Source organism: Pseudomonas sp. S11P7, from assembly GCF_023195435.1.
In the GTDB taxonomy this organism is placed as follows: domain Bacteria; phylum Pseudomonadota; class Gammaproteobacteria; order Pseudomonadales; family Pseudomonadaceae; genus Aquipseudomonas; species Aquipseudomonas fluorescens_G.
Map to the genome: position 1 here is coordinate 5,264,078 of NZ_JALPKS020000002.1, position 17,610 is coordinate 5,281,687.

The window sequence follows — 17,610 nt, forward strand, 5'->3', positions numbered from 1 at the left end:
CGTAGAAAAGATCGGGCAAAGCGCTGTCGTTGACAGCAACCCAGGTAGCCAGAACCTTTAAGGCTACGCCACACCGTGGTGGTTCTCCCAAAGTGCGATTAGCGTCCGGCGGCTCGCACGGTCACAGCGATGTGATGGATGCCTACTTCTACCAGAGTGCCCACTGCGGCAACTCATCCCCCTTCATAGCTGCCCTGCAGCAACCTATCCGCTTGGCCATTTCATTGCGCCAACCTACGCCCGTCTCTTTCTTCCGGAAAGAGACGGGCGCTCCTACCGCTGCTGCAGCCCAACTCGTACAAGGCTTTGCGGCATTCCCCTTCGTGACAATCGGCGTGACAAACACCGGAAGTCACCCGCAACAGCGATGCAGATGATGGTGCCGCAGCCCAGGGAATGGACTGCACCTGACTGACAGTCAGGCATGCCCCGGTCATCGCATCACTGCTTTTACCTGACTCAGGATCTCGCGGCGTTGGTTTCGTCAGCCGATGCAGCCCCCACCCGCCCGCTTCCTCGGAAGTGTTCAGGAGGTCAGATCATGAGATGCCCTAGCTCCCGGTCGTAAGGAGCCGCCAGTCCTGCGTAGTGGACAAACCCCACAGGTCGCAGGGGCCTTGATCCCTGATAACACTCAGCATTCTTGGCGGGATGACGTGGGGGCGAGAACGGGAGAACGGAACATGAGGTGACCGACATGGCATTAGTGGGTAGACGCGATGGTCGTAATTTCGGTTACGGCAGGCAATTGAGTTATGCAGGGCCCCAGGCATTGAAAGACGTGTTCGGCGGTGGCCACTACGGCACGGTCAAGGCACACAGTGATCGGTGGCAGGCGTTCGTGAAGTGGTGCCGTTCCGAACAGGGGCCCGGTATCAATGATGCGCGCCAGATTGAACGGAAAATGTTGGTGGATTACGCAGCGTACCTGTGCGACTTGGTTAGGCGCGGTGATCTTGCTATTAGTACCGCACAAAACCGCCTATCCAGCGTGAACAGGACCATGGCAGCGCTTCGCGGTGATCAGCATGTGAAACTGCCAAGTCCGAGCAAGGCATTGGGCATGCAGCGCACCTGTGTTCGTCACTCGGTGCCGCAGGGCCAAGAGCACGAACAGGTTAAGCAGATCGTCGATGCGCTTTGCCGGCATCATCAGCTACGGGTCGCCGCGATCGTTCTGTTGGCGCGATCCACCGGCATGCGCTTGCGTGAGGCCATCTTGGCTGACCTGCCACGGTTAAGCCGTGAGGCTAACGACCTAGGCAGGATTAACATTCAGGACGGCACCAAAGGCGGCCGCGCCGGTGCCTCGGCACCCCGGTGGATTTCGGTGGATGCGCATGTTCGAGGCGCGCTTGGATTTGCGCAGCAGGCTTCGCCTGCGGGAAGCCGCAACCTGATAGCGTCAAACGAAAGCTACCTGAGCGTTTTGCAGAAAGTCGTCCGCCCGGCGCGGGACATCCTGCATGCATACAACCTCAAAGGCTTTCATGAACTCAGGGCCGCGTTCGCATGTGAGCGCTATGAGTGGATTACCCATCATCGCGCGCCTATCAACGGCGGTAGATGTTACCAGGTAGATGGGGGCCTTGATCATGAGGCTCGACGACAAATCAGCTATGAGTTGGGTCACGGTCGGATTGACGTGGTCGCTGCGTACATTGGAGGACGGACATGAGTAAGCCCTTCGATATGGAATTGTTCCTGGCTGGTGTGCTGACCGGATCGCATGCGACGCGGCAACGCCATTTGCGACAGGCGAAGTTTATCCAAGCTGAAATTGAAGAGCGTTGGCAACTAGAGACGCCTTGGGCTTGGAAGAGAAAGCATGTGACTTGGTTTCTTGAGTGTCGCCTAGATCGACGCAGCGAGGCGACGCGGTACTACTACCTGCTAACGGTCCGCCTGCTCGCTCGACGTCTAGATACGTCATGGGTTTTCAATCTCTGAGTGAGACCTGATCCTAACGGGACCATAGACACACCACCAAAGTTTACGTAGCCTCGGGGTAAGTCTTGTCGCTTCTTCCCTACTCATTGTCGCGTCTAAAACGTACTACTCAATGGAATCAAGGGATTATGCGGAGACAAGGAAAGTTATGCGACACAGGTGGCAAAAAATATCACCTTATATGGGTCGCCTTATAGTTAGGCCTTTGAAACCAGAATGACAATCATAAACACCCGCGCCGGCTCGCAAATATTGGCCTCTTTTTTAGACAGCCAAGTAAATTTACTTGTAGAAAATGTAAACCTCATAAACCAGAGTAGTCAATCGCGAATTTCAGACCTTTTTGCAATCTACTCTGCAATCATCGAAGACGCGATTTCAATAAGATTGCTGTGTGAGAATGGCCGCACTAACCAAGCCTACATTATTTCAAGAGCACTAATAGAACGAATTACGAATTTCTGCTTTCTTCAGCTATGCACAGACGCGGTGTTTTCAGATTATCTTGATTACTCCTTGAACAAAGCTGGCCGGAGTCTAGATCAATCCATTGAAGTTAATGGGGAGCTTAAAGCACGCCTTGCGCTCAACGGAGGAGACTTTGACCTCCCAGACGAAATCCGCGTAGCAATTGCAAAATTCACCAGTGAACGCGGAAGAGAAAAAACACGATGGACAAATATTTCCCTCCCTGAAAGAGCTGCTGTGATCGAAGCAAAGCTAGGCAGTACCGGATTATTCATGAGTCTACTGACAATTTATGCCAATGCATCAGAAGCACTGCACGGAACCATTTACGGAGCCGTTTTTCACCTAGGAGCCTATGAGGCGAAGCCACCCCATGATCAAGAGAGCTTGGATTGCCACTTTCATCAAACGCTCTCGACCTTGTACTTAATGGCCGGGGCCAGCATAGACACACTATTCGGCCTTTTAGCATCACTCGGCAATGAATTCATCGTTGCAGCAGCTCATGCATCTAAAAACTCGTTCAAGGAGACTGCAATTGCAACAGGGCTTGCAGTAGTCAAGGAGAGTTAATATGCTTTTAGCATCGAGCATTTTTGCTGCCAGCCTAACAAATCGCTCAAATCGTTCGCATCGCTTACTGGAACAGGCTAAAACCCGCCCGTTAACCAAAAGTTACGCTGCACAAGGAAGCGCAATAAATTGAACCTAGAAGAAAAGTTTGAGAGCATAACCCCTCGAAATCTATTCAAATGGATAACTTGGATATTGGGGATCGCAACAGGCGTCTTCGGCTTTGTACTCTCCTTATATCTCATGGAGTTCAACAACGGGTTCAGCAATGAAAATTCAGATTGGGGAACATTTGGAGATTTCCTCGGCGGCACATTAAATCCCATATTTGGCTTTTTAAGCCTGATTGCGCTTTTACTAACAATCGTATTACAAAGCAAAGAGCTTGAATCAACCAGAATAGAGCTTGAGCGATCCGCCTCTGCGCAAGAAAAAACCGAAGCAGCGCTAAACAAGCAATCTGACACACAAGCAAAACAGCAGTTTGAAAACACCTTTTTCTCGTTGCTCGACCAACACAACAAAGCTCTCGAAAAAATATCCACGCCAACTGGAAAGTATACAAACGATCGATCAGGCTTAGACATTGTTAGGCTTTCTGTATTTTCGGAGAATCACTCCGATCTACAAGACGCGAAAAATGCGTTAGAAAAACATAATGGTATTTGCGGCCACTATTTTAGAGTCCTGTACCAAGTCCTGAAATTTATAGCCACAAACGTACCTGACGGAAGTATTGGCTCAGAATTCAGCCAAGAAACATTAGCCAATAGCAAACTTGCACCAAGTGAAAAAATGTACAGCAACATCGTAAGATCGTTTCTAAGCTATGACGCAACCCAGCTACTAGCCATTAACTGCTATTGCGCAGACAACTCCGACACCTACTGGAATTTCAAGTTACTTATAGAGCGCTACTCATTTCTTGAGCACATGCCATTCAAAATCAAAGAAAGCGATCATGTACTACTAGTTTCAACAAAGGATTTTTATGAAAAAAATGCATTCGGGCGCACACAGTTCAAGACTAGCTCGCAAAAAGTATAACTAGTTGCTAACTGGCCCCGCAAAAGCTACGCTTTTGTTTGCCTGTTAGCTTATTTTTTATGACCCAGGAGGTATCACAGTTGGGCAATGAGCGCTTCGTAAGGTGGCAAGGGCAAACTATTAGCCAGCTCTCTACCGCCCTCGCTTTGTTTTCTGGACTGTCAGTGGGAGGTCTAGGCTTTCTCCTTTCTCTTCTGCGTGATGCTTCATTCAAACCCACAGGGATATTGGCTGTACTATTTCTACTCGCCTTCCTATCGCTGCTTGTTGCATCTATTTCTGGCTCCGCAGCCGTGGTAACACGTCTGCTTGACTTCCGTCTTACCGCTCAAAAATTGCGCAACATGAATACTGAACCGCTAACACTCTTTGGTACAGACTCCTCAGGATATGGCAAAGCCACATGGATACTATTCTGGGTCCTCTTAATGTCCTTCTCTATTGGCATATTACTAAGCAGCGTAGTGGTAGGAACCTTTTATTTAGCCGGCATGTTCTGCGCCATTGGTTCCTAACAACGCGCCCAAGCCCCGCTGATTTAGCCGATCGGATAGATAGAAGCTACGCTTTTGCCTACTCGCTAGCTTAATTATTATGCATAAAGGTGATCCTGTGCCACTCAGCCAAGAAGCGCATCAATTTATGATAAATGAGATGTGCATAGACACCCAAGATCTGACAGAGAAGATCAACAGTTTAGGTTGCGATAGTCACGTAGGCGATATTTACAGAATGATTGAGAGTTTCTTCACCTCTTTAAATAAAGAGAATGCCGAAGAAGAGATTCAGAGAATTTTCTTAAATTACGAGCACCTGTTTGAAGATGAACATGCTTACGCTATCATCGATCCAATTCGGCATGCATTTGCTGGCTTTGCGTACGGTGGGCTTCACCAACTCTTTACTAGACAAGAAAACGAAGCATGGTACCCAAGAGTACTTTTAACCAAAGAGCTAAAGCCTAACGACATCGCAAACCTTGCGGAAACTGTTGAAATCTACCGAGGTTGCGGCATGAACGAACACATAATCCAAAAATATGGCCAGTCTTGGTCTACCTCTAAAAATGTAGCTGAGCAATTTGCTTATGTGCACTACCAAAACCAACCATGGTTTAACATCCAAAACCGCGCAGTACTGCAGTCCACAATTTCCAAGTCAGCTATTTTTTACTCAAAGCAAGAATGTGAGTTTGAAGTTGTGATAAACGTGAATTTACTAGGCAAAGTTCAAGTACGCCCATAACGATTCGGCCAACTATCGCTTGCTTCATTCGCTGCATATCAAAGAGCTACGCTTTTGCCTGCCCGATGGCAGCCCTTAAGCAACGGTAGCTGGGTCGTTTGCTGTTGCTTAGCATAGCTGGAGAGGCGCTCGCTTATTACTCAAGCACAACATCCTGCCATGCCTCTAGGGAAATAGATCGTAGCTTGGCTTTGCCTGCGACTATGTAAAACCTAATGAATGCTAAAGGATAGTTTTAGAGATATAGAGTCTCACCTAAAAAATTAAATCATTATAAAACACGTGCTTATGTACACCTTCGACTCCTGGTGCCGCACCATACAAAACGAAGCCCCTGCAGAAATGCAGGGGCTTTGTTGTTTCTGGGTACTCATATTTTTGGGCGACGTCTCGCCTTGATATGACCTGCTCCTGCCCTTTTTAGGTAAAGCTCTACTGCTTAGCTTGTTTGCGACGTAACTGGCCAACGCCGCGTTTGCGCCAACGGTTCAAATCTCAATTTTTATAATGAATTATGAACAGCCAATAATTATGGCTTGCCCACAAGCCGGGGTAATTGGATGAGCAACATCTTTCAGCGCTCTGAGTTGGCTGAATCGATGGCAAACCAGCTTTTGAGTCCGAGCGTACTCGATGAAGGTCTGCGCTCAGGCCTATTCCTGTCCAGCCCGCGCCGTACCGGCAAAACCACATTTCTGAGGAACGATCTTGTCCCGGCACTGGAAGATCGCGGTGCTTTGGTAATTTACGTCGACCTGTGGAGCAATACGCTCGCTAAGCCAGCCACGCTCTTACACAACGCCATCCAAAAAAACCTGAAAGATCTGCAAACGCCGGGCTCCTCGGTACTGGAAACATTCAGACGCGTCAGCAATGTCGAAATTGGCGCCGCAGGATTCAAGTTCGGATTCAAACTCGACAGCATTGGCAGCGCCCACGGCCCGACACTGGCGCAAGCACTCACAGAAGTCGTGGATCAAGCGAAGACAGATCTGGTCTTGATCATCGACGAAGTGCAGCACGCCATTTCCTCCGATGACGGCAACCAGTTGCTCCTGGCGCTCAAGGCCGCTCGAGACGCAATCAACCCACGCCCCCATACACCGGGCTATTTTCTGTTTATCGGGACCGGCTCCCACAGGGCGCAAGTCAGTGAATTGACTGCCAAGCGCAATCACGCCTTCTCCGGCGCCACGTCAGCTGCCTACCCGTTGCTGAAAGGCGATTACGTTGAATTCCTGCTCAACCGACTCGCACTGACAGTGAAAAGGGAGAAGCTGCCTTCCCTCGAAGTCGCCATCGATGCGTTCGATACCTTGGGAAACAGACCTGAAGAGATGCTCAAAGCCCTGCGCCAACTATTGCAGCAAGAGGGCGAGCCCGATGTTTTCTTGCCCGTAATCGCCAGCACCTTACGCTCTGCGGCGGCGAGCATTGAGCTGGAAAAAGTTGAACAACTGGGCAGCCTGGCCCAAGCCATCTTCAACAAAATCGCCTCAACGGAAGGCGACGCTCGCGGTATTTTCTCCACCGATGCAGCGGCGGAGTATTCAAAATCGGTAGGGCGAGAGGTGCGGGTCGAAGAGATTCAACCGGTGGTGATTGCGCTGGTTGCCGAGAACATCATCATGCGACGCGGGCACGGGATTTATGCGATCACAGATCAGTTTGTTCAAGAGATCTGGCTGGAAGAGCGGGCTTTGATTGAGGGGAGTTAGGTTGCGGGCTGGTCCACATCGTTGTGGTTCGCGCCAAGTACGATTGGCGCCCTGCGACTCACGCGATCACAGCGATAGATGGATGCACATGATCGACGCACCAAAAACAAATGGATGAGTTTCCCAAAACACCAATGAGTAACTTCAACCCAATAGCATCTTCTGCCAATGATCTTCACCCACAATGGCAATCGACGCTCCCGCCTCACGCAGCTCGACGGCCTTCATGATCTTCGTTCCATAAGTACTATGGCGCCACTGCTCATTACCCACGCTACCAACCACCAGGTAATGCACCTTTTTACTGATGCTGGCCCCAATCAGGCCGCCTCGTTCTTCGACCAGCGCCTGACAATCCTTACGCGGTCCAAAGGCCATGACGCCGGTAAAGACGAACATCCGGCCGTCCCAAATCAGATCGGGGACTGGTGAGTTGAAAGGAAGGTCCGTAGGAGTAACGGCTGCAGTACCGCCATCCTTCGGTCTCTCAATGCGCACTCCAGAGAAACTACGCAGAATATCAAGCAGCTCTCGCGACTCATCAACGTCTAGAGCATTGTCCTGAAGCATACACGCCAAACGTGAATACAGCAGATTGATCACTGGATCGTTCAAATGCGCGAGGTTGTCCTCCAACCACTGCTTTAGAAATACCGCCTCAGCGATGTTCACGATACCGTCGGCTGTAATCCCAGCGGCCAACCCGACCAAAGCATCGGCGGCGCGACGATCGATACGGGATCGGTGAAAAAATTGGCTGCTCTCAAACTCATGGTGTAGATCCATTACGCGCTTTCCTTGAATAGTGCACTGGCTCAATACCGAAGCATATGCAAGCAAGTTGATGTGGCATTCAAAGCTAGCATCACTGGGCGCAGATACCGCTTTTGAAACAAGAAAAGATAGGTCTGCCCCGTTCCTGCTTCCCCTACAAAGCGAAGCCCCTACGGAAATGCAGAGGCTTTGTTAATTCTGGGGTGCGGATACTTCACCCGTCTTATCTGGCGTGCCGACTGGTGGTGAAAACGTCCCTTCGGTGACGCGTGCAGCTTTTCCAGCATTCATTTGCCGTACAGAGTCCAGCAAATCCTGCTGAAATTGTTCCTTCTCACGATCCATCGTTTATCCCTCTTACAAGTCGCTTTGGAAGGTTGCCGCCGAGCCGCTGAACTCTGCCTGTTTATCAGTAGCGAACGCTCGAAAACGACGCAGATACCGCGTCATATTTAGACGCTGCGCGCTGAACCGCCTCATATGGTGATCTTTCTAACGTTCAATGCTGAACTACGCCGCCTCCACCGATAAAGAAATCCGCCGCCCTAACTGCTGCAATGCGCGCTCGACATTCTCGATTTTGGAGTGGTGCAGGAAATCAACTAGTCGATCGACCTGGGGCCGTTGCACGCCGAGACGACGCGCCAGTTCGGCTTTGCTTACACCTGACTCCAATAGCGTATTCCAAAGCGCAACTTTAGCGGCAGTCAGTGCAGGAAGACGCAACACAACATCGTTTTCCTGCTCTCCTGTGTGAGCAGTTGGGATCAACCGGCGATCATCCACATAGATGGAAAATGCCGTCTCAATCGCATCGATGGCGGTAGCCAATGCCTCCCCCAGAGTGTCGCCGACGGCGTGCATCTCTGGAATAGCAGCACAAGTCAGCCAGACGCTGCCCGGCTCTTCGTGAACATCCAAGGCGTATTCGAACATTACGCTTCCTCTCATGGGGTACAGCTGAGCCTCAATTGATCACCAGCTGTTTCGTTATTGTTTTGAGGCAAGGCACTTCATTTCTCAAACCTGATTGATCTCAAACACAATCGAAATCTTGCGCTCGTTCGCACTCCACACATACCGCAAATGCTTCCCCTGCTTCGGAATCGAAACCGCCGGCGGCCGAAGCGCTGCAACGCATTCATGCCCAGCCAATCGCACGCTGCTATAAAGCAAGCCCCACGATTCAGCGTCGCGCAGCTGCCGCGCGAATGCCTGCGATGGGCCGTACGCTTCCGGGTCAGGCTGATGCAGGCTTTCAAAGCCATGGCGAACATCATGTAGCGGCTTAACCACTCGATTGACGTAAGTGCGCATGGTCAATTCAAGATCGGCTTCCTGCGTCGCAGCAAGAAAACGCTCCTGATGGAAACAGGTTTCGGCAATCGCCGCTGCCTGGCTGCTCGCGGCGTAGTAGACGCCGAAGGTGCCGTCGCTGAAACGGCTGCGTTTGCCGACGTGGGTGAAGGCGGCCATCACCGGGCTGGAGCCGGGGCCGGACAGGCGATCTTCGGGGCGCACGCGGGCGAGTACGCCGGCCTGTTCGATCAGGCGATCGTTGGTCAGCGCTTCGATGGCGTAAGCGATTTCGAGGTCTTCGGGGTCGAGGACGTCTTCGAACAGGGCAATCGGCGGGAAGCTGCTGTTGACGATGCGATACGCCCGCGGCCATGGCACATCGACCAGCGCCGGGGTCTTCAACCGCGCACTCCGTCGAGGTAGCGGCGCACATCGGCGATGTCGATCACCCTCCCCGCCAGCATGTAATCGAGCGCCGTTTTGCCATTGAACGGTGCTGCCGTGTTCGGGCTGCTGACCCAGGTGTAGGCGCGTTCACGGCTGTTGCTGAAGATGATGCTCAACGCCTTGTGAATGCCCATCAGGTACGAAATGCGCTCAAGGGTATCGTGAGGCAAACGGATGTTAGGCGGCAGGTGTTTGTATTTGTAGAACGTGGTATTGCCGACGCCGCCAAGTAAAGTGCGTTGCTGCTCGGCGCTGCAGCCCCAATGCTCCATGAGGTTGAAGAAAAACTTCAGCGCAACGCGGCCGGCTTCGGGGGCGTCGAGTTGTTCCCGTGGACTTAAAGCAATGGATGACGTTGGCATCAGCTGCCCCCCATAAACTGTGTGTCTTCAGGTTAGTACACATTCGTAGTTAACGCTGAATTTAATACACATGCGAATGAACTTCTAGACGAGGCGGGCCGAACGATTCTGCAAAATCCTCACCCTTCCCTTGACCCCCATCACCTGCAAGTCACCAAAACCCCCGATTCTGTGTCAGCCTCCAGCCATCGGCGGGGAAATCAATTCGCTACCAAGTCCGCGACAACTATGCTCAGGTACGGGAATATAGCCAGCATATGGCGCCGGTTCGGTCGTCTCGTAAACAACAATACCCAGCCCACTTCAGAGGGCATTACCCATGGATAGCAGAACCTTACGCAACCTGATGCGCATCGTGCAGACCGGCTCGTTGTCGGCCGCGGCGGAGCATTCGTGTCTGACCGTGCAGGCGTTGGCCGCGCAGTTGAACAAGGTCGAAGAACAGTTCGGTTTTCGTTTGTTTCGACGTTCCAACAAAGGTCTGACGCTGACGCCGCAAGGCACCGAGCTCACGCCTTACATCGACAAAGTGTTGATTGCGACGCGACAGATGGAAGAAAAAGTCGAGGCCTTGAAAGTGCCGGGCCAGCGCACGTTGAAGGTGGCGTTGAACAATACCCTGGCGCCTGACTTCAACCGGCGCATGATCGGGCGGCTGATCGAGGTGTTTCCGGATTATCAGATGGAGTTCAGCTACGCCGAGTCGATGGAGAATCTCAGCAAGCTGAAAAATGAGGATTTCGACCTGGCGGTGCTGATCGGTCCGCAGCGGCCGGGCTTGCCGAGCATCGTACTGCCGGACGTGCAGGTCCAGGTGGTTGGTGCGCATTGTGGTCAGGAAAACGATCCGTTGACGTTGCTGGGCAACAAGTTTCAGGTGCGTCCTGCCGAAGATTGTCCGTATTCCCACAGCTTTTTGCGCTTTCTCGATGCCGGGCTGGGCAATCACGAAAATGGTCAGCGCATGGTTTATTCGTGCAGTGAAACCCTGACGCTGTCGTTGATCACGCAAATGGACGCAGTGGGCATGGTCTCGCGTGAGGCCGCGCAGAAAAACGGCCTGACGATTTTCCCCGGTTTCGAGGATTTCCTCGAAGTGCGCCTGGCGGTAAACAATCCGGAGTTGTCGAGCCAGGCGTTGAGCGATGTCGTCGATTTGCCGTTACATGAACGAGCCGAGCGCAATGTACGCAGCCGTCCCCACCGCCACACTGAGAAAGAGGTTTTTGCTGAAATACGCACATAGCAACGTCGGAATCGCGGCATAGAATTCCGGGCGATCGAGCTGTATCTGCCGGTCCTTGATCAACAAGGGCGTCAGGCTGATCGCGGCGACGATCGCCACCGGCAGGTATTCCAGTGCCCGCGCGATAAACGGCGGCCAGTGTTCGGTGTTGATTTGCAGCGGTAGCGCGCGTGGCAGGAACGTCACGGCCATCATCAGCACGACCACCAGAATCAGGAACGTTTGGTCAGGCATACACCGACTCCGCAGCCCACAAACGTGGCGATAAACACATTGAACGGCGAGCTGCCCAGCAGGCTCAACGCGCCCATGCACACCACCGCAGCGGCGGCAGCGATGAGTTTGTTGCGCGTGTTGCACAGCGACACCAGCACATACAGCATCATCGCCGTCAGGGCGTAGTCGAGCTGATATTTGATCAGGTGCGCGGCGTATTGCGCGCACACCGCGCCGAGCAGGCCACCGAGCACCCAAGAGGTGTGGCAGAACAGGTTGAAGCCAATCAGATAACGCACGTTGACCGGGGCGCCCGTGCCAAGCTTGACGCTGTGAAACGCAAAGGACTCATCGGTCAGGCCACCGGCGTAGCACCAGCGCTCCATGCGGCTCAGGCCGAGCGCACGCAAGGCCTTGGCCATGTACACCGACATCAGCATGTGCCGCGCATTGATCAGAAAAGTCGTCAGCACGATGGTGGTCAGCGATGCGCCGCTGGAGATCAGCGCCAGCGCAGCGAATTGCGAAGCGCCTGCATACACGAACAGACACATCGCCACCGGCAGCCACATCGGCAGCCCGGCATTCACAGCCATCAGGCCAAACACGAAGGCTACCGTGAAATACCCGGCGACCACCGGGCTGGCTTCGGCAAACGTGCGCGACGGCTGATGGTTGACCATCAACGGCGCACTGCCGGACGTTTCATTCATAGGTCCCTCTCAAATGTCCGTTCGCCGTGAGGCTCGCAAAAACCCTGGGCGGCCCAAAAACGCTTGCCCGCGAGGTTAGCATCGTCGACAAACAGGAACATCCGCAACACCCCGACCCGTTTCATGTCGGATGACGCCGCTTCAACCAGGCGTTGACCGACGCCCTGGCTGCGATAGCGCGGGCTGACCGCCAAGTGGTTGATGGTGCCGCGGCTACCGAGCATGCCACCGAGCACCGCACCGACGATTTCCCCGTCAACGTCGAAGGCCAGATAGGCCGTGGTGGTTTTCTGGATCAATACGCCGCGCAGGCACTTGGCGTCCTGCCATTCACAGAACGACACTTCGTCGAACTGACGGAAGAAGCGCTCCATGCGCTGCGCATCCTTGGCAGTGGCGCGGCGCAGCACCACGGGCGTCGAGCACTCGACGCCATCGATTGGGGTGATCTGATTAGCGAACAATGTCGAAAGCGGTCCCGGGCCGCGAGAAGGAAATCGCCAGAATCTGCCGGAATGCCATGGCATGGGTGTGCGTATTGCGCGCCGGGGTCACGTAGTGGCGCATGTCACGGTCGAGGAAATACGTGGTGTCGAGAATTTCCTGGTAGGTGGTCGACGCCAGTTGATGCTCGTGGATGTCGTACAAACGACTTTCCGCACCCTCGACGTTATTGCGCCCCCAGAAATGCACACCGCTGAACGGGTAGCCGTCGCAATGAATGCCTTCCGGGGTGATTTCCAGCTGTTTGCCGGGTTTGATCTCGATGCGGATCTGATGGATCTGGCACTGCCAGATTTCATCGTGCAGCTCTTCCGGCAATACGCTTTTATACACTTCGAAGTCCGTATCGATCAGGCTGCGCATCACCGGCGAATTCATCACTTCTTCAGAGAAGTCCTGGAAGTGCCGCACGACGCCGCCGACGTAGGCGTTGTTTTCCTTCGACTGCACGTAAGCGCGATGTTCGAGTTGCTTCAGTTCGCGAGTCTTCGGGTTGTATTCGAAGTCGCTGTAACGACGGTAACGCATGCCGGCTTCGGCCTGACCGTAGTAGCTGTCAGGCTCCATGTTTTCCCAACTTTTGGTCAATCTGACGAAGTCGGCAAAATGACCGTAGAGATTGAAGTCACCACCCTGGACGTTGACAAATTTGTCGCGCCGTAGCGATTCGCCCACTTCTCTGTTCAAAACGATCATTACCCAATTCTCCGCTGCGTTGAGCGGCCTAATCTATTAGGTGGAGAATTTGCGTCCATGAGAAAGAATTTCAGGCATTTGAAGCGTTGTTTGAAACGGCGTTTGCAGCGCTTGAAAAGCAACTTTTACATGACAAAAACACGGGTTTTTTCGTCTTTTTGTCGAAAAACCGGCGAAAAAAAACCCCGACCGAATCGGGGTTTTCTCATTTTCGTTACAGCCAGATCATCAGAAGATGTTGATCGGGTAGTCGACGAATACCCGCAGCTCGTTGCCGCTGACGTTGTATTCGCTGGATTTCTGCGAAACCCGCAGGATCGAGCTGCGCAGTTTCACGCTGAGGTCTTTGGCCGGGCCGCTTTGCACGACGTATTTGACCTGGTTGAAGATCTCGCGCTCGGTGCCGCCTTCGCTGGTCGACGTGGTGATGTTGTCGCCACGCACATAGGCAAAGTTGTAGCTCAGACCCGGTACGCCGAATGTGCTGAAGTCCAGGCCGTAGCCCAGCTGCCAGCTGCGTTCGTCTTCGGCGTTGAAGTCGGACCAGTAGGAGTTGGCCAGGTAGATGGAGTTACCACCGTCGCCGACACGACCCTGATCTTTCTGATAGCCGCCGTAGGCGTAACCGAGGTTGCTGTCGCCAGTGGAACGCTGGTGCGCCACGGTGAACGAGTGCGGCCCGGTAGCGAAAGTCGCTGCCAGGCTCCAGATCTTGTTGTCGTCGCCGGTTACACCGTTTTCGCGAACGTACGAGTTGTCCAGCTTGGTGCGATAACCGTTGAAGTCCAGGGTCAGGGACTGATCCTTGTTGAACGGAATCACGTAGTTGGCGTTCACGTACTGTTTCTTCAAGACGTCTTCAACGTCGGAGGCGTACAGCGCGCCTTTGAAGTTTTCGGTGAACTGATAACTGCCGCCCAGGACGTTGATCGCCTTCAGACCGCCGCTGTCACGGCCTTCGTCGCTCTTGCGCGATTCGGCGGTGAAGCGACCGGCGTTCAGTTCCAGACCTTTGATTTCACGGGAGGTGATCAACGTACCGGTGTAGCTTTCCGGCAGCAGACGCACGTTGTCGTAGCTCAGCACCGGCAAGGCCGGCATCTGGTCACCGTAAGTCAGCACGGTGTTGGACACACGGAATTTCACCGCTGCGCCGCCCTTGGCGATGTCATGGGCCGCGCGACCGTCGTTTTCCTGCTTGAAGAAGTCGATGCCTTGCGCGCCGGTGCGACCCTTACCGCCGTCCAGACGCAGCGCGTACAGACCAAACGCGTCGACACCGACACCGACGGTGCCCTGAGTGAAGCCGGACGAGAACGTACCGATCGCCGCCTGACCCCACTCGGCTTTGTCCGCACGACCGTCCTTGTAATCACGATTGATGTAGGCGTTGCGCAACAGCACTTTCAGGCTGCTGTCTTCAACGAAACCCTTGGATTCGGCCTGGTCGTTAGCCATGGCCTGTGTAGCACTCAACATCCCCAGTGCGATCAGGCTGATTCGCTTGTTCAACATTTTGTTTTCCTTATTACGGGTTGAAACGCGCTGTGTCGAACGGCGGAAACGGCGCTTTTGCACTCTTGTATTCACCCCGAAACAAAAAGACCCGCCGACGGTAGGTCATGGCAGGCCTGCTCCTTGTTTTGAGTCATGGCGGTTAGCCACAGGCGTTGGGCCGAATCGTAGCCGCGCCCTGAACAGTGTGTCAATTTCAAGAATCGTCTTTAAATAGGCAGAAATCGTCTAAGAAACGTAAATATTGCGCTGGCTGCTTGCTGTTAAATGCGGGCAGCCAGTGAATCTGCAACGTATCAGGCACAGCCGTCGGTGCTACAGAATGCAGCCTGTTTGCCCGAACCATCGGGCGCGCTGGCCTGGCTCAGCCAAGCGGCGAAGGCTTGCGGTTTTCCCAGCCACGGGCTGATGTCGACGGTGCTGAATTGCCCGTTGTGTTCCAGCACAAACGTTGGAAAACCCTGCCCGCCGACGCGGGCCAACAGTGCGCGACTGTTCTTTATATGCTCGGTGGTTTGCGCAGCCTCAAACGCGACCTTGAAAGCTTGCGCGGCATATCCCGATTGCAAGGCAATTTCCACGAGTACCGGCTCATCGGCGATCCGCCGGCCGTCCACGTAATGCGCGGTTTGCAGACGCCCGAGCAGTTGCAGGCCGCGGCCGTCGATTGCCTCGGCCGCCAATACCGCCGCGATCGGTGGCGTCGAATCGAAAACCGCTGAAGGGTCACGCAGCAACCCGTCGAAATAGGCTTCGCCAAAAGGCTGGCCGGTATATTCGGCGATGCGTCGATCATGAGGCATGACGTAATCGCGCAATTGCTCGGTGACGCGCTGACGGTTGCTCCCGCTCATCATTCCCCCGGCGTGAGCCGTGACGGGCAAGACCTGTTGCGCCGCTTCGACCAGCGGCTTGGCGCCGTAACACCAGCCACAGAGCGGGTCATAGATGTAGTGAAGGATCACCTGAGAGGACTCCGATAAAAGTAATTGCAGCAGGTTAGCCCCATCACCCTCGCAGAAAAACGCCGCAACGGCTTTCAGTCTGTTTCGTGAACCGGTCGAATCAGGGCGCCTGCTGAAACTCAATACCAATGAGCACATATGACCTGTAGGAGTGAGCCTGCTCGCGATAGCGGTCTGTCAATTGCAATATCGTCAACTGGCATACCGCTATCCCGAGCAGGCTCACTCCTACACTCGTTTTGTATCGGGCATAAAAAAGCGCCGCCTTCCCGGCAGCGCTTTTTCCAATCCCTGTTGTTCTTCTTATCCTTCCATCACAGCCCACAACGCATCCAGTTCGGCCTCGCTGAACAGGTCAGCAGGATAGCGCTCGATCATCATCCGGCGCGGATCAGGTTCTCTGATCTGACGCGTTCCATTGGATTTCAACCAGTGCGCCACACGCTGAAGCGTTTCGCCGTTAACGGCCATGGGATGCAAAGTCCGCTCGCTGATTACGTTCACTTCGGCGTTCATTTCAGCGCTCTCTCCCGTTCGTGAGCGGCTACGTTATCCAAGATTCATGACAGAACTGTTGAAGTTCTTCTCCCTCCTTAGTGCAACAGAAGCAATACAAGAGCTATGCCAAGCTTTTGGCCCCTGCGACCAATGGAGACAAAAAATGCCCGCGGTCCTTTCGGGCCGCGGGCTGGGTGTTCCTGACCGGTACGTTAAAAAACGTCAGGCGTTTTTATCTGCCAACTCAGGCTGTTACGACTCAACTCACTCTTTGTGCGGCGCCGGTTGCTGTTGGGTAAGGCAGTGAATATTGCCCCCGCCCAGTAACAGTTCGCGACCGGGCACCATCACCACTTCGTGCTGCGGGAACAGCTTCTGCAGGATTTCCCGGGCCGGCGCATCCATCGGATCGTTAAAGCTCGGCGCGATGATGCCGCCGTTGACGATCAGGAAGTTGACGTAGGAACCGGCCAGACGCGCGGACGGATTGCGCTCCTGGGTGCCGTCGACCGGATCGACGCCAGCGCACTCTTCCTCGGTCGCATACAGCGGCCCCGGAATCGGCATCTTGTGCACCGTGAACGGGCGACCCTTGGCGTCGGTGCTGCTTTGCAGCACGCTCATTGCCGCCTGGCAGCGCGGATAGTTCGGATCCTGCGGATCGTCGGTCCAGGCCAGCAACACTTCGCCCGGACGCACGTAGCAGCAGAAGTTATCCACATGGCCGTCGGTTTCATCGTTGAACAGACCATCCGGCAGCCAGATGATCTTATCCACAGCCAGATTGGCGCTGAGCACCGCTTCGATTTCTTCGCGGCTCAGGTGCGGATTGCGATTGCGGTTGAGCAGGCATTCTTCAGTGGTGATCAGCGTGCCTTCGCCGTCGACATGAATCGAACCGCCTTCGAGCACAAAACCTTCAGTGCGGTAACGCGGGCTGCGCTCGATTTCGAGGATCTTGCCGCCGACCTGCGAATCACGGTTCCACGGCGAATACAGGCCGCCATCGAAGCCGCCCCAGGCGTTGAAGTCCCAGTTCACGCCACGTACTTCGCCGCTGTTGTTGACCACGAATGTCGGGCCGCTGTCGCGTACCCAGGCATCGTCGCTGGACATCTCGACCACGCGGATATTCGGCACGTCGAGCCGCGCACGGGCGTTTTCATACTGGCCGGCGGAGACCGCCACTGTCACCGGTTCGAAACGGGCGATCGCTTTGGCTACCGCGGCGTGTGCGGCCTGCGCCGGTTTGCCGCCCAGGCGCCAGTTGTCCGGGCGCTCGGGCCAGATCATCCAGGTCTGGGTTTGCGCTGCCCACTCGGCCGGCATGTAGAAGCCGTCGGCGCGCGGGGTGCTTTTCAAGGTGGTCATCGG

At 54.2% G+C, this 17,610-nt stretch carries 19 protein-coding genes and 1 pseudogene; 7 read left to right on the forward strand and 13 right to left on the reverse strand.

Going from position 1 to position 17,610, the window contains the following annotated elements; translation table 11 throughout:
* Nucleotides 1–697: 697 nt before the first annotated feature.
* The 6 genes from M0746_RS24115 to M0746_RS24140 all read left to right on the forward strand — a co-directional run bounded on the left by M0746_RS24115 (nt 698) and on the right by M0746_RS24140 (nt 7,001).
* Entirely contained in the window at nt 698–1,678 is a 981-nt protein-coding gene (locus tag M0746_RS24115; RefSeq protein ID WP_150756872.1) for an integrase domain-containing protein, read from the forward strand.
* On the forward strand, nt 1,675–1,950 hold the full coding sequence (locus M0746_RS24120) for a hypothetical protein (RefSeq protein WP_150756820.1): 276 nt from the start codon (nt 1,675–1,677) through the stop codon (nt 1,948–1,950). Before M0746_RS24115 ends, M0746_RS24120 begins: the two co-directional genes overlap by 4 nt.
* Nucleotides 1,951–2,166: 216 nt before the next feature.
* Nucleotides 2,167–2,991, forward strand: a complete 825-nt coding sequence (locus M0746_RS24125; RefSeq protein ID WP_150756821.1) for a DUF5677 domain-containing protein — start codon at nt 2,167–2,169, stop codon at nt 2,989–2,991.
* Between the two features lie 129 nt (nt 2,992–3,120).
* A complete protein-coding gene (locus M0746_RS24130; RefSeq protein ID WP_150756822.1) occupies nt 3,121–4,038 on the forward strand; it encodes a putative phage abortive infection protein in 918 nt (305 codons plus the stop codon).
* Nucleotides 4,039–4,650: 612 nt separating this feature from the next.
* Nucleotides 4,651–5,283: a hypothetical protein gene (locus tag M0746_RS24135; RefSeq protein WP_150756823.1), complete on the forward strand. Its 633-nt coding sequence runs from the start codon at nt 4,651–4,653 to the stop codon at nt 5,281–5,283.
* Between the two features lie 560 nt (nt 5,284–5,843).
* Nucleotides 5,844–7,001 carry an ATP-binding protein gene (locus M0746_RS24140; RefSeq protein WP_258450856.1) on the forward strand — a complete coding sequence of 386 codons (1,158 nt, stop codon included), beginning with the start codon at nt 5,844–5,846 and terminating at the stop codon, nt 6,999–7,001.
* A 144-nt stretch (nt 7,002–7,145) separates the two neighbouring features.
* Here M0746_RS24140 and M0746_RS24145 read toward each other — a convergent pair whose 3' ends face one another.
* From M0746_RS24145 to M0746_RS24165, 5 genes and pseudogenes are all read right to left on the reverse strand, one after another.
* Nucleotides 7,146–7,787, reverse strand: coding sequence for a BRCT domain-containing protein (locus M0746_RS24145; RefSeq protein WP_258450857.1), 642 nt, complete (start codon nt 7,785–7,787; stop codon nt 7,146–7,148).
* Nucleotides 7,788–8,021: 234 nt separating this feature from the next.
* Nucleotides 8,022–8,120, reverse strand: a pseudogene (locus tag M0746_RS24150) (helix-turn-helix domain-containing protein); the annotation flags it as partial.
* A gap of 165 nt (nt 8,121–8,285) precedes the next feature.
* Nucleotides 8,286–8,711, reverse strand: a complete 426-nt coding sequence (locus tag M0746_RS24155; protein WP_258450858.1) for a type II toxin-antitoxin system HicB family antitoxin — start codon at nt 8,709–8,711, stop codon at nt 8,286–8,288.
* A gap of 84 nt (nt 8,712–8,795) precedes the next feature.
* Entirely contained in the window at nt 8,796–9,461 is a 666-nt protein-coding gene (locus tag M0746_RS24160) for an RES family NAD+ phosphorylase (RefSeq protein ID WP_446731311.1), read from the reverse strand.
* Nucleotides 9,462–9,472: 11 nt separating this feature from the next.
* The gene (locus tag M0746_RS24165; RefSeq protein ID WP_258450862.1) at nt 9,473–9,883 is read right to left on the reverse strand and encodes an MbcA/ParS/Xre antitoxin family protein; all 411 of its coding nucleotides are present in this window, start codon (nt 9,881–9,883) and stop codon (nt 9,473–9,475) included.
* A 319-nt stretch (nt 9,884–10,202) separates the two neighbouring features.
* Between M0746_RS24165 and M0746_RS24170 the strand changes: the two genes are divergently transcribed.
* On the forward strand, nt 10,203–11,129 hold the full coding sequence (locus tag M0746_RS24170; RefSeq protein WP_203420343.1) for a LysR family transcriptional regulator: 927 nt from the start codon (nt 10,203–10,205) through the stop codon (nt 11,127–11,129).
* Here M0746_RS24170 and M0746_RS24175 read toward each other — a convergent pair.
* The 8 genes from M0746_RS24175 to aguA all read right to left on the reverse strand — a co-directional run bounded on the left by M0746_RS24175 (nt 11,046) and on the right by aguA (nt 17,607).
* On the reverse strand, nt 11,046–11,363 hold the full coding sequence (locus tag M0746_RS24175; protein WP_039756468.1) for an AzlD domain-containing protein: 318 nt from the start codon (nt 11,361–11,363) through the stop codon (nt 11,046–11,048). The genes M0746_RS24170 and M0746_RS24175 overlap by 84 nt on opposite strands.
* Entirely contained in the window at nt 11,342–12,058 is a 717-nt protein-coding gene (locus M0746_RS24180; RefSeq protein WP_258450863.1) for an AzlC family ABC transporter permease, read from the reverse strand. Before M0746_RS24180 ends, M0746_RS24175 begins: the two co-directional genes overlap by 22 nt.
* A complete protein-coding gene (locus tag M0746_RS24185) occupies nt 12,055–12,432 on the reverse strand; it encodes a GNAT family N-acetyltransferase (protein WP_186568644.1) in 378 nt (125 codons plus the stop codon). Before M0746_RS24185 ends, M0746_RS24180 begins: the two co-directional genes overlap by 4 nt.
* Before the next feature lie 79 nt (nt 12,433–12,511).
* Nucleotides 12,512–13,258 (reverse strand): 2OG-Fe dioxygenase family protein, encoded by a 747-nt coding sequence (locus M0746_RS24190; RefSeq protein ID WP_258450864.1) that lies wholly within the window; start codon nt 13,256–13,258, stop codon nt 12,512–12,514.
* 228 nt (nt 13,259–13,486) lie between these two features.
* On the reverse strand, nt 13,487–14,773 hold the full coding sequence (locus M0746_RS24195) for an OprD family porin (RefSeq protein WP_258450865.1): 1,287 nt from the start codon (nt 14,771–14,773) through the stop codon (nt 13,487–13,489).
* A gap of 296 nt (nt 14,774–15,069) precedes the next feature.
* Nucleotides 15,070–15,738 carry a DsbA family protein gene (locus M0746_RS24200; protein WP_258450866.1) on the reverse strand — a complete coding sequence of 223 codons (669 nt, stop codon included), beginning with the start codon at nt 15,736–15,738 and terminating at the stop codon, nt 15,070–15,072.
* Nucleotides 15,739–16,041: 303 nt separating this feature from the next.
* Complete coding sequence (locus tag M0746_RS24205; protein ID WP_090288350.1) at nt 16,042–16,254, reverse strand: hypothetical protein; 213 nt, start codon at nt 16,252–16,254, stop codon at nt 16,042–16,044.
* A gap of 246 nt (nt 16,255–16,500) precedes the next feature.
* On the reverse strand, nt 16,501–17,607 hold the full coding sequence (gene aguA / locus M0746_RS24210; RefSeq protein WP_258450868.1) for an agmatine deiminase: 1,107 nt from the start codon (nt 17,605–17,607) through the stop codon (nt 16,501–16,503).
* Nucleotides 17,608–17,610 lie beyond the last annotated feature (3 nt).

Bases quoted from the DNA above. Each gene is read 5' to 3' on its own strand.
- M0746_RS24115 (WP_150756872.1), top strand. From the start codon at position 698: ATGGCATTAGTGGGTAGACGCGATGGTCGTAATTTCGGTTACGGCAGG.
- M0746_RS24120 (WP_150756820.1), top strand. From the start codon at position 1,675: ATGAGTAAGCCCTTCGATATGGAATTGTTCCTGGCTGGTGTGCTGACC.
- M0746_RS24125 (WP_150756821.1), top strand. From the start codon at position 2,167: ATGACAATCATAAACACCCGCGCCGGCTCGCAAATATTGGCCTCTTTT.
- M0746_RS24140 (WP_258450856.1), top strand. From the start codon at position 5,844: ATGAGCAACATCTTTCAGCGCTCTGAGTTGGCTGAATCGATGGCAAAC.
- M0746_RS24145 (WP_258450857.1), bottom strand. From the start codon at position 7,787: ATGGATCTACACCATGAGTTTGAGAGCAGCCAATTTTTTCACCGATCC.
- M0746_RS24155 (WP_258450858.1), bottom strand. From the start codon at position 8,711: ATGTTCGAATACGCCTTGGATGTTCACGAAGAGCCGGGCAGCGTCTGG.
- M0746_RS24165 (WP_258450862.1), bottom strand. From the start codon at position 9,883: ATGCCAACGTCATCCATTGCTTTAAGTCCACGGGAACAACTCGACGCC.
- M0746_RS24170 (WP_203420343.1), top strand. From the start codon at position 10,203: ATGGATAGCAGAACCTTACGCAACCTGATGCGCATCGTGCAGACCGGC.
- M0746_RS24175 (WP_039756468.1), bottom strand. From the start codon at position 11,363: ATGCCTGACCAAACGTTCCTGATTCTGGTGGTCGTGCTGATGATGGCC.
- M0746_RS24180 (WP_258450863.1), bottom strand. From the start codon at position 12,058: ATGAATGAAACGTCCGGCAGTGCGCCGTTGATGGTCAACCATCAGCCG.
- M0746_RS24185 (WP_186568644.1), bottom strand. From the start codon at position 12,432: ATGGAGCGCTTCTTCCGTCAGTTCGACGAAGTGTCGTTCTGTGAATGG.
- M0746_RS24190 (WP_258450864.1), bottom strand. From the start codon at position 13,258: ATGATCGTTTTGAACAGAGAAGTGGGCGAATCGCTACGGCGCGACAAA.
- M0746_RS24195 (WP_258450865.1), bottom strand. From the start codon at position 14,773: ATGTTGAACAAGCGAATCAGCCTGATCGCACTGGGGATGTTGAGTGCT.
- M0746_RS24205 (WP_090288350.1), bottom strand. From the start codon at position 16,254: ATGAACGCCGAAGTGAACGTAATCAGCGAGCGGACTTTGCATCCCATG.
- aguA (WP_258450868.1), bottom strand. From the start codon at position 17,607: ATGACCACCTTGAAAAGCACCCCGCGCGCCGACGGCTTCTACATGCCG.